We start from the raw sequence: 11,086 nt of genomic DNA, 5'->3' as shown, positions 1-11,086 counted from the left end.
CCCTCGGACCCCGGCACCGGCCTGCCCACCGACCCCGGCCTCGCCCCGACCCGGCCCGACGGGCTGCTGGAGAACCCCGAAGGCCTCACCCTGGACCCGTTCGCCGACCCGAACCTGCCGCTCGACCCGCTCGACCCGCTCGACCCCACCGACCCGGGCACCGCTCCCGAAGCGGTCCCCGACGCCCAGGTGGTGCCCGAGCCGAACTACGAGCTGGAGAGCGCCTGACCCGCCGGTGTGTCATGGTGGACCGGTGCCGACCACCGTATCGCTGCCGGACGACTGGCCCGCACACCCGGACCTCTCCCTCGCGCTGAACCGGATGGGCAGTTTCGACTGGGACCTGGTCACCGGGCTCATGCACATGGACGGACCGGCGCTGGAGGTCTTCGACACGGCCCCGGAGGACTACGACGGCCGGCCGGAGTCGCTGCGCCCCCGTGTCCCGCCGGACGAGGCCCTCCGGCTGGACGCGCTGGTCTCCAGCGCGCTCAAGACCGGCACCCAGACCTACGGGGCCTACTTCCGCATCCGCTGCCGCGACGGGCGGCTGCGCTGGACCCACACCCAGGGCCGCGTCCTGCGGGACGAGGCCGGCCGGCCGTACCGGATCATCGGCATCGTCCGCGACGCCACCGAGGAGCTGAGCCACTCCGCCGAGCGGCTCGGCCTGGACGAGGAGCGCCGCCGGCAGACCTCCGTGGTCGAGAGCACCACGGCCGCGCTCGCCCACGCCCGCACCGTCCGGGACGTCATCAACGCGCTCAGCGACTCGCACGGCCTGGAACGGCTCGGCTCGATGGGCATGGTCATGGGCCTGGTCGAGGCGGGCCGCATCCACCTGGTGGCCGAAGGCCCGGAGGGCAGTTTCGTCCCCGGCACCCGCTACACCCGGATCGACGAGAACTACCCCATGAGCGAGGTCGTCCGCTCGCTCCAGCCCCGGTTCATCGACTCCGCGGAGGAGTTCGCCACCACCTACCCCGGCCTCTGGTCGAAGATCACCGACATGGAGATCTCGGCCGCCGCCTACCTGCCGCTGATCGCCCAGGCCCGGCCGATCGGCGCCATCGGCCTCCTCTACCAGGACAAGGACGGCTTCACCCAGGAGGAACGCAACCTCCTGGTCGCCCTCGGCAGCTCCATCGCCCAGAGCCTCCAGCGCGCCATGCTGCTGGAGCAGGAGCACGACATCGCCGAGGGCCTCCAGCAGGCCATGCTGCCGCGCCGGATCCCGTCCGCCTCAGGCGCCCAGATCGCCGTGCGCTACCGCTCCGCCCGGATGGGCCGCGACATCGGCGGCGACTGGTACGACGTGATCCAGCTCCCCGGCGGCCGGGTCGGGGCCGTCATCGGCGACGTCCAGGGCCACGACACCCATGCCGCGGCCGTCATGGGCCAGCTGCGCATCGTCCTGCGCGCCTACGCCGCCGAGGGCCACTCGCCGGCCACCGTCATGGCCCGCGCCTCGGTCTTCCTCCACGAACTCGACACCGACCGCTTCGCCACCTGCATCTACGCCGAGGCCGACCTCACCACCGGCGTGGTCCAGCTGGTCCGCGCCGGGCACCTCGACCCGCTGCTGCGCGCCCCCGACGGCGAGACCCGCCGGCTGCCCGTGACGGGCGGGATGCCGCTCGGGCTGTCCGCGGAGTTCGGGCTGCTGGAGTACCCGGTCACCACGGTGGAACTCGACCCCGGCGAGACGCTCGTGCTCTGCACCGACGGCCTGGTCGAGCAGCCGGGCGCCGACCTCGACGACGGCATCGAGCACCTCAGCGGCCTGATCCGGGAAGGCCCCGCGGGCCTGCAGCAGCTCGCCGACCTGCTCTGCGGGATCGTCGACGAGCGCGGCGGGGACGACGACATGGCGCTGTTGCTGCTGCGCCGGCACGTCGAGGACGCCCCGCCCGGCGGCGGCCGGCTCCAGCAGCACGTCGCCCCCGGCGACCCCGAGGCCCTGGTCTCGGCCCGGCACATGATCGGCGCCGCGGTCCGCGCCTGGGGCGCCCGCGATCGGACCGACGAGATCGAACTCGTGGCGGACGAGCTGATCGTCAACGCCCTGATGCACACCGACGGCCCCGCGATCGTCACCCTCCGCGTCCTGCCGGGCCACGGCACCGAACGCCGCCTCCGGGTGGAGGTCGCCGACCGCTCCAGCGCGCTGCCGCGGCGCCGCGAGGCCGGCGAGTCCGGGGTCTCGGGGCGCGGCCTGATGCTCGTCGACCGGCTGGCCGACGTATGGGGCGTGGAGCCGCGGGGCAGCGGCAAGTGCGTGTGGTGCGAGTTCGGGCTGACCTGAGCGTCCCGCTCGCGTTCCGGGCGGAGGTTCGGCAGGCTGGGAGGATGCCCGAGCTGCCCGAGGTCGAGGCACTGAGGGAGTTCCTCGACGAGCACCTCACCGGGCGGGTGGTCGAACGCGTCCTCCCGCTCGCCGTCAGCGTGCTCAAGACCTACGACCCCCCGCCGAGCGCCCTGGAAGGCCGGCAGGCCGGGCCCACCGCCCGGTACGGCAAGTTCCTCGCGATCGCCGTCGGCGACCTGTACCTCGTCACCCACCTGGCCCGCGCCGGCTGGCTGCGCTGGCAGGACGCCTTCCCGGACCGCCCGCCGCGCCCGGGCAAGGGCCCGCTCGCCCTGCGCGTCACCCTGGCCGGGGGCGGCGGCTTCGACCTCACCGAGGCCGGTACCCAGAAGCGGCTCGCCGTGTACGTCGTCCACGACCCGCAGGAGGTGCCCGGCATCGCCCGGCTGGGCCCGGACCCGCTCGCCGAGGGCTTCGACCGGGACGCGTTCGCCGCCCTGCTGGCCGGGGAGCGGCGGCAGATCAAGGGCGTGCTGCGGGACCAGAGCGTGATCGCCGGGATCGGCAACGCCTACAGCGACGAGATCCTGCACGTCGCGAAGACCTCCCCGTTCAAGCTGGCCGCCTCCTTCGACGAGGAGCAGACCACCCACCTCTACACGGCCGTCCGCGAGACCCTGCGCGAGGCCGTGGCCCGCTCCCACGGCGTGGCCGCCGGACGGCTGAAGGCGGAGAAGAAGAGCGGGCTGCGGGTGCACGGCCGCACGGGGGAGCCCTGTCCGGTCTGCGGGGACACCATCCGGGAGGTGTCCTTCGCCGACTCCTCCCTCCAGTACTGCCCCACCTGCCAGACCGGCGGCAAACCACTGGCCGACCGGCGGCTGTCCCGGCTGCTGAAATAGCCCGCGACCCTCCCCGACGGCGCGGGCGGCGGCGTAGACTCGCCGACCGTGTCGCAGGAGCAGCAGGACCCGCCGCGGCGCGAGGTCGTCACCGGGGTGCCGCGCGGTGCCCGCCCGCGCCCGCCCGCGCACGCCCCGGCCCGGTCGGAGATCTCCGAACAGACCACCCTCGGCACCACCTACGTCCGCTCGCTGATGCGCAGCCAGCTACGGGCCGGGCTGGGCGCGCTGGTGGCCCTGGCCCTGCTGGTGGCGACGCTGCCGCTGCTGTTCATGCTGCCGGGGCGGCACGGCGGCACGCTCGTCTGGGCGGCGCTGGGCGTGGCCGTGTACCCGGTGATGTGGTTGATCGCCCGGCGGTACGTGCGGCGGGCCGAGCGCAACGAGGCCGATTTCACCGGGCTGGTCGCCGACCGCGAGGCCTGAGTCAGAACAGGTGCATCGCCAGGTGCCCCAGCGGCAGGCCGAGCTGCCACGCCGGGGTCCACACCCGCTCGTCCTCGTCCGGCACCAGCGGCGCGGCCTGGTGGTCGTGGGGGTCGGGGTCGAGGTCGGTGGCGAACAGCTCGGTGCGCTCCAGCCAGCGCCAGGCGGCCCGGGCCAGTTCCAGGTCGGCGTCCTCGCCGCGGTCGCCCCGCTCCCGGGCCTCCTCGCCCAGCTGCAGGAAGCGGGTGCGCACCCAGTCGCGCCAGGGGTGTCCGTAGGCGGTCAGCGAGAGCCATTCGTCGAGCTGGGAGACCACCCGGATCCCGGACAGCTCGCCGGCCGCGTCCGAGAGGTAGATGGTCAGCGCCAGGGTGTCGCGGCCGGCCCGGAACTCCAGCGAGCTGGCCGGGATCAGCCGGCCCGTCCGGAGCAGCTCGTCCGCGATGTACTCCGCGTAGAGCCACGCCATGGGCACCGCGAGCCCGCCGTCACTGGTGCCGTTCGTACCCTCGGGCTGCACCGTTCCACCTTCTCCCGCGCGTCGTACCTCTCGCCGTCCCTGCCGAGCCTTCCCCCACGGGCTCGTAAGGCGGGGGATGTTTACTCAACTTGAACGGTTTGGTGCCGATTTCTGTGCGCTCTTCGCCAGATTCGAGCGTCTTCCGGTCATTTCTCCGGTCGTGCTCCGGGGCTCAGGCGCCCAGTCCGTACCCCTGGAGGTCCTTCTTCAGGGCCCGCAGCGCGTAGTACGTCCGCGACTTGACCGTGCCCGCCGGGATGCCCAGCTCCGCGGCGGCCTCGGCCACCGACCGGTCGCGGAAGTAGACCTGCATCAGTACCTCGCGGTGCTCCGGCCCCAGGCTTCCCACGGCCCGCCGCACGTCGATCGCCGTGACCGAGCTGCTGACCCCGTCGAACGGCGACGGCGCCTGTTCCAGCCCCTCGGAGTCCACCTCCAGCGGCCGCGACAGCCGGGCCCGACGGGCGTCGATCGCCAGCCGCCGCGCCACCGTGAACAGCCATGGCCGCATCGACTCGTGGGCGCTCTCCAGCGCCTCCGGGTGCTGCCAGGCGCGGACCAGGGTCTCCTGCACCAGGTCCTCGGCGCGCTGTGCGTCACCGCCCGTCAGGCCCAGCAGGAAGCCGAACAGGGCCCGCCCGTGGTCGCGCTGGAGCGCGGCCAGGGCCTCGGGGGCTGTGCGCGGGAGGGTGGGGGAGAGGGGCACCGGTGGCTCCTTCCGAGGTGGGCGAACGGCTCGGCACACCCACCCTGACCTGCGCTTCGCCGACCGGGAACCGCTCGGTGGGGGCCGTGCGCCCAAGCGCCCGGGCGGTCCGACGGGCGGCCGCTCAGGACGACGAACGGTCGAACGGCGCGGTGAACGGCAGGCGGATCCGGCCGCGCCCGCCGGGCGCCCCTCGCCGGGGCGGCGCCGCGCTGGGCCGTCCGGGGGAGGGGCGCCCGTGCGGGCGGTGCCGTTGCTTGACTTCGCGCACCCCCTCCTATGAATTCAGATCATCAGATAGTCGTATGGGCAGTCTTTTCAGTGGGGCGTCCGTGGTGCCGAGCCGCCCGCGGACGGCCCGGACGAAGGCGGGAACGATGACCAAGCGCCGCGCACCACGGGCCCTCGCGGTCCTCACGGCCGCCCTGCTGGTGGCCGCCGCAGGCTGCTCGGCCCCCGGGGACTCCGCCCCGGCCGGCGCCCGGCTCGGCGGCGGGCACGGCGCCCAGTCGTCCACGGCCCCCACCGGGTCCGGACCGGCCCGGGGCTTCACCCTCGTCGCGAGCGGCGACGTCCTGCCGCACCCCTCCGTCATCCAGCGCGCCCGCACCGACGCGGGCGGCGAGGGCTACGACTTCCGGCCCATGTTCGCCGGGGTCCAGCCGGTGGTCTCCGCCGCCGACCTGGCCCTGTGCCACATGGAGACCGTCTACGGCGACGAGGACGGCCCGTTCTCCGGCTATCCGGCGTTCGTCTCCCCGCCGCAGATCGCCGACGCGCTCAAGGCCACCGGCTACGAGGGCTGCTCCACCGCCTCGAACCACTCCCTCGACGACGGCGCCGACGGGCTGCGCCGCACCCTGGACCGGTTCGACACGGTGGGTCTGGGCCACTCCGGTACGGCCCGCACCGCGGCCGAGGCCGCCCGGCCCCCGGTGTACCGTGCGGGTTCGGCCAAGGTGGCGCACCTGGCCTATACCTTCGACACCAACGGCTACCCGCTGCCCGACGGCCGGCCCTGGGCGGTCAACCTGACGGACGAGAAGAAGATCGTCGCCGACGCCCGCGCGGCCCGGAAGGCCGGCGCCGACGTGGTGCTGGTCAGCCTCCACTGGGGCACGGAGTGGCAGACCGAGCCCGACGACCGCCAGCTCACCCTCGGCCGCTCGCTCACCGCCTCGCGGACCGACGGCCGCCCCGACATCGACCTGATCCTGGGCACCCACGCCCACATCCCGCAGGCGTACGAGAAGGTCAACGGGACCTGGATCGTCTACGGCATGGGCGACCAGGTCGCCGGCACCATGTTCAACCACTCCGGCGCCTTCGACCCGCGCGGCAACTACAGCTCCCTCGGCCGCTTCCGCTTCGAGCCCCCGGCCACCCCGGGCGCCCGCTGGCAGGTGACCAAGGCGGAGTTCGTCCCGCAGTGGTACGACCTCGACGCCGGCCGGGTCGTCAACCTGCCGGCCGCCCTCGCCGAGGACCCGAACGACCAGGCCTACCGGACCGCCCAGGACGCCATCACCGAAGCGGTCCTCGGCCGCGGCGCCGCCAAGGACGGCCTCACCGAGGGCCGCTGAGCCCGGGGCACCACCGAGGACGGCCGCACCCGGCCCGCCGAGCCTAGGGGACCACCGTCACCGGCCAGCGCCCCGCCTTGACCAGCCGCACCGCGACCGAGCCGACGATCCGGTGCCCCGCCTGCTCCGACGCGCCGACCACCACCGCGTCGGCCTTCAGCTCCTCCGCCGCGCTCACCAGCCCCGCGTACGGGTCCCCACGGAAGGTGTGGAACTGCCAGCGCACCTCGAAGATCCCCTTCAGCCGCTCCGCGGCCGCCCGGATCTCGCCCGCCAGCTCCTGCGCGATCTCGTCGGTGGTGTCCGGCACCGGCGCCCCCAGCGCCGCCCCGGCCGGCATCACGGGCTGGACGTACACCAGCGCCAGCAGCGCGTTCTGCCGCCGCGCCAGGCCCGCCGCGTAGGCCGCGGCCCGCAGTGAGGACTCCGACCCGTCGATCCCCGCGAGGATCACCTTCGGGCCGTCCGTCCCCCGTTCGAATGCTGTGTTCAGATGTTCTGTCACGCCCCCGAGGCTAGTGGCCCCGGCGAGCGGACCCTCGCCTCCCTCCCTACAGTGCCAACCATGAGTGTGACCGCCGTGGAGCCCCACGGCACCCGGAACCGCTTCCTGAACCGGGTGCCCGACGCATTCGCCGCGTTCTTCGGAGCGCTCGGCCTGCTGTGCGCCCTGCTGGCGCTCTCGCCGACGCTGCGCCGGCTGCTGCTGCCCCTCGTGCGGTTCCTCGACATCTTCGTGGTGCCCGTCAGCGCCAACCTCGCCTACGCCGTCTTCCTCTTCCTGCTCGCCGCCGCCCTCGGCACCCGCAAGAGGATCGCCTGGTGGATCGTCGTCACCTATCTGGGCCTGCTGATCCTCGTCGATCTGCTGCTCATGGCGGACGGCGACTACTGGATCGGCGGCCCCTCCATGGCCCTGGCGCTGGCCGCCCTCGGCATCCTGGTGGCCGGCCGCAAGGAGTTCTACGCCGCCTCCCGGCCCGGCGCCGTCTGGCGCGCCCTGCTCGTGCTCGGCCTCGGCCTGCTCGCCGCCGTCCTGGTCGGCTGGGGTCTGGTCGCGCTGTTCCCCGGCACGCTGCCCGAGGGGCAGCGGCTGGACTGGGCCGCCAAGCAGGTCTTCGGCGGCCTCTTCTCCGCCCGGCAGTTCGACGGCCGGCCGGCCCGCCCGCTGTACTTCCTGCTCGGCCTGTTCGGCGCCCTCGCCCTGCTGAACGCCGCCGCCACCCTGTTCCGTTCCCAGCGGATGCACGCCGCCCTGCACGGCGACGAGGAGCCGCGGATCCGGGCCCTGCTCGGCGCCTACGGCCGTAACGACTCCCTCGGCTACTTCGCCACCCGACGCGACAAGGCCGTGGTCTTCGCCCCCAACGGCAGGGCGGCCGTCACCTACCGGGTCGAGGTCGGGGTGTGCCTGGCCAGCGGCGACCCCGTCGGCGACCCCGGGGCCTGGTCCGCCGCGATCGACGCCTGGCTGCGGGTGGCCCGCCGCCACGGCTGGCAGCCCGCCGTCATGGGCGCCTCCGAGGCGGGTGCCACCGCCTACGCCCGGTCCGGCCTGAGCGCCCTCCAACTGGGGGACGAGGCCATCGTGCACGTCGCCCACTTCGACCTCGACGGCCGCGACATGCGCGTGACCCGGCAGGCCGTCAACCGGGTGAAACGGGCCGGGTGCACGGCCCGGATCCGCCGCCACTCCGCCCTCGGCCAGGAGGAGATGGAACGGATCATCGACCGGGCCGACCGGTGGCGCGACACCGAGACCGAGCGCGGCTTCTCGATGGCGCTGGACCGGCTCGGCGACCCCGCCGACGGGGACTGCCTCCTGGTCGAGGCCTTCGACGCGCAGGGCGAGCTGATCGCCCTGCTGTCGTTCGTCCCCTGGGGCAAGGACGGCATCTCCCTGGACCTGATGCGCCGCGACCGCGGCGCCCCCAACGGGGTCATGGAGTTCATGGTCGCCGAGCTGTGCGCCACCGCGCCCAAGCTGGGCGTGCACCGGATCTCCCTGAACTTCGCGGTGTTCCGCTCCGCCTTCGAGGAGGGCGGCCGGATCGGCGCCGGGCCCGTGCTGAAGCTGTGGCGCAGGCTGCTGCTGTTCTTCTCCCGCTGGTGGCAGCTGGAGGCGCTGTACCGGTCCAACGTCAAGTACGGTCCCGAGTGGTACCCCCGGTTCCTCTGTTACCAGGACGCCGGTTCACTCGCCCGGGTGAGTCTCGCCTCCGGGGTCGCCGAGGGCTTCGTGTCCGTGCCGAGCCTGCGCAAGCTGTGGGGCAACGGCCACCCCCGGGGCCTGACCGCCCCCGTCACCACCGAGGGCCTGCCGGCCATCGCCGACCTCGGCCTGGAGGCCGTGGGGGAGGAGGCGCCGGCCGCGGAGCGGCTGCCCGAGCAGGTGCGGGTCCGCCACCGCAAGCTGGAGCGGCTGATCGCCGCCGGCACCGACCCGTACCCGGTGGGCATCCGCCGGCGCACCCACACCGTTGCCGCCCTGCGCGCCGCCCACCCCGGCCACCCCCGCAGCGCCCGCACCGGCGAGGAGGTCACCGTCGCCGGCCGGGTGATGGTCGTGCGCGACCTCGGCGGGGTGGTCTTCGCGCTGCTGCGCGACTGGACCGGGGACCTCCAGCTGATGTTCACCCGCGAGGAGTCGGGCGCGGCCGTGCTGGACGCGTTCACCGGGCAGGTCGACTTCGGCGACCACGTGGTGGCGAGCGGCGAGGTCGGCACCAGCAAGAGCGGTGAACTGTCCGTCGTGGTGCGCGACTGGCAGCTCACCGGCAAGTGCCTGCGCCCGCTGCCGGACAAGCGCAAGGGCCTGGCCGACCCCGAGGCCCGGGTGCGCCGCCGCTACCTCGACCTGGTCTCCAGCCCCGAGGCCCGTGACGTGGTGCGGGCCCGCTCGACGGCCGTGCAGGCGCTGCGCCAGGGGCTGCTGGACCGGGGCTTCCTGGAGGTCGAGACGCCGATGCTCCAGCAGATCCACGGCGGGGCCAACGCCCGCCCCTTCCGCACCCACATCAACGCCTACGACCTCGACCTCTACCTGCGCATCGCCCCCGAGCTGTACCTCAAGCGGCTGTGCGTCGGCGGCATGGAGAAGGTCTTCGAGATGGGCCGCACCTTCCGCAACGAGGGCGTCTCCTACAAGCACAACCCCGAGTTCACGATGCTGGAGGCCTACCAGGCCTTCGCCGACTACGACGTGATGCTGGACCTCGCGCGGGAGCTGATCCAGGGCGCCGCCACCGCCGCCCTCGGCTCCCCGATCGCCCGCAAGGCGGGGCCCGACGGCCGGCTCGTCGAGCACGACATCTCCGGTACCTGGCCGGTGAAGACCGTCTACGGGGCGATCTCCGAGGCCCTCGGCGAGAAGGTCGACGCCGACACCGAGGAGCACGTCCTGCGCCGGCTGTGCGACCGCGCCGGGGTGCCCCACACCCCCGAGGACACCCGGGGCGACGTGGTGCTGGAGATGTACGAGCGGCTGGTGGAGGAACGGACCACCCTGCCCACCTTCTACAAGGACTTCCCCACCGACGTCTCCCCGCTCACCCGCCAGCACCGCCGCGACCCGCGCCTGGCCGAGCGCTGGGACCTGGTCGCCTTCGGCACGGAACTGGGCACCGCCTACTCCGAGCTCACCGACCCGGTCGAACAGCGCCGCCGGCTGACCGAGCAGTCCCTGCTGGCGGCGGGCGGCGACCCGGAGGCGATGGAACTCGACGAGGACTTCCTGGACGCCCTGGAGTACGCCATGCCCCCCACCGGCGGCCTCGGCATCGGCGTGGACCGCCTGGTCATGTTCCTCACCGGCCTCACCATCCGCGAGACCCTGCCCTTCCCGCTGGTCCGGCGCGGCTGAGCGGGGCCGGCCGGGGCGGGACCCGGCCCGCCCCGGCCCGGGGGTCGGCCTCGTGGGTCAGCCCCGTGGGTCAGCCCAGGAAGCTCAGCCGGACCTGACGGTGGGGGTTGTCGCCGTTGGTGTCGACCAGACAGACCGACTGCCAGGTGCCCAGGGCCAGTTCGCCGCCGAGCACCGGGAGGGTGGCGTGCGGCGGGACCATCGCCGGCAGGACGTGGTCGCGGCCGTGGCCGTGGCTGCCGTGGCGATGCTCCCAGCGGTCGTCGGCGGGCAGCAGCGCCCGCAGGGCCGCCAGCAGGTCGTGATCGCTGCCGGCACCCGTCTCGATCACGGCGATACCGGCGGTGGCGTGCGGGACGAAGACGTTCAGCAGCCCGTCCCGGCCGTCCGCCACCTCGGCGAGGAACGCGGTGCAGGACGTGGTCAGGTCGAGGACGCGCTCGTCGGTGCCGGTGGTGACGTCGAGGACACGGGTGCGCAGAGGTGCGTTCATGGGGTCCATGGTGCCCCGAGGCGCGGGACCGCGTTGGCCCGTGCGCGCCGGACGCGGCGGGCCCGAACGGGTGAGGGGGCTCCGGCGTGACCGTGCCTCTCGACATCCGTACCGATCTCGTTGATACGTAGTAGTGATGAAAAATGACGAGCCGACAGTCGGGCGGCGCGTGCTGCTGCGTGCCGCCGTCTTCCTCGGAATCGCCGCCGCCTCCGGCATGCTCACCGGAGGTGAGGGCAACCCCGGCCGGGCCGGCACCCTCGGACCCCCGGACCCGGCCTCCCCC

Annotated in this window: 9 protein-coding genes and 1 pseudogene; 6 read left to right on the top strand and 4 right to left on the bottom strand. The window is 73.9% G+C overall.

Features of this window, described 5'->3' with window-relative positions:
- The 4 genes and pseudogenes from EF918_RS37230 to EF918_RS25740 form a co-directional block, all read left to right on the top strand.
- Positions 1-228: pseudogene (locus EF918_RS37230) on the top strand (hypothetical protein); the annotation flags it as partial.
- Positions 229-235: 7 nt separating this feature from the next.
- Positions 236-2,305 carry a SpoIIE family protein phosphatase gene (locus EF918_RS25750; RefSeq protein ID WP_260610672.1) on the top strand — a complete coding sequence of 690 codons (2,070 nt, stop codon included), beginning with the start codon at positions 236-238 and terminating at the stop codon, positions 2,303-2,305.
- 44 nt (positions 2,306-2,349) lie between these two features.
- Positions 2,350-3,210, top strand: coding sequence for an Fpg/Nei family DNA glycosylase (locus EF918_RS25745; RefSeq protein ID WP_125650981.1), 861 nt, complete (start codon positions 2,350-2,352; stop codon positions 3,208-3,210).
- A gap of 96 nt (positions 3,211-3,306) precedes the next feature.
- Complete coding sequence (locus EF918_RS25740; RefSeq protein WP_125650986.1) at positions 3,307-3,636, top strand: hypothetical protein; 330 nt, start codon at positions 3,307-3,309, stop codon at positions 3,634-3,636.
- 1 nt (position 3,637) lies between these two features.
- On the opposite strand, the gene EF918_RS25735 is transcribed toward EF918_RS25740, so the two are convergent.
- Complete coding sequence (locus EF918_RS25735; RefSeq protein WP_125650984.1) at positions 3,638-4,105, bottom strand: hypothetical protein; 468 nt, start codon at positions 4,103-4,105, stop codon at positions 3,638-3,640.
- 223 nt (positions 4,106-4,328) lie between these two features.
- The gene (locus EF918_RS25730) at positions 4,329-4,862 is read right to left on the bottom strand and encodes a sigma-70 family RNA polymerase sigma factor (protein ID WP_125650979.1); all 534 of its coding nucleotides are present in this window, start codon (positions 4,860-4,862) and stop codon (positions 4,329-4,331) included.
- Positions 4,863-5,239: 377 nt separating this feature from the next.
- Here EF918_RS25730 and EF918_RS25725 point away from each other — a divergent pair, with 377 nt between their 5' ends.
- Positions 5,240-6,445: a CapA family protein gene (locus EF918_RS25725; RefSeq protein ID WP_125650977.1), complete on the top strand. Its 1,206-nt coding sequence runs from the start codon at positions 5,240-5,242 to the stop codon at positions 6,443-6,445.
- Positions 6,446-6,488: 43 nt separating this feature from the next.
- On the opposite strand, the gene EF918_RS25720 is transcribed toward EF918_RS25725, so the two are convergent.
- Complete coding sequence (locus EF918_RS25720; protein WP_125650975.1) at positions 6,489-6,950, bottom strand: universal stress protein; 462 nt, start codon at positions 6,948-6,950, stop codon at positions 6,489-6,491.
- Between the two features lie 60 nt (positions 6,951-7,010).
- Between EF918_RS25720 and lysX the strand changes: the two genes are divergently transcribed.
- Positions 7,011-10,307 (top strand): bifunctional lysylphosphatidylglycerol synthetase/lysine--tRNA ligase LysX, encoded by a 3,297-nt coding sequence (gene lysX / locus EF918_RS25715; protein ID WP_125650974.1) that lies wholly within the window; start codon positions 7,011-7,013, stop codon positions 10,305-10,307.
- Positions 10,308-10,377: 70 nt separating this feature from the next.
- Here lysX and EF918_RS25710 read toward each other — a convergent pair whose 3' ends face one another.
- On the bottom strand, positions 10,378-10,800 hold the full coding sequence (locus EF918_RS25710; RefSeq protein ID WP_125650971.1) for a YjbQ family protein: 423 nt from the start codon (positions 10,798-10,800) through the stop codon (positions 10,378-10,380).
- Positions 10,801-11,086: the final 286 nt, after the last annotated feature.

Origin of the sequence: Streptomyces sp. WAC06614, from assembly GCF_003949795.1 — a bacterium.
Lineage (GTDB): Bacteria > Actinomycetota > Actinomycetes > Streptomycetales > Streptomycetaceae > Streptomyces.
This window is presented reverse-complemented; position numbering and strand designations above follow the sequence as displayed.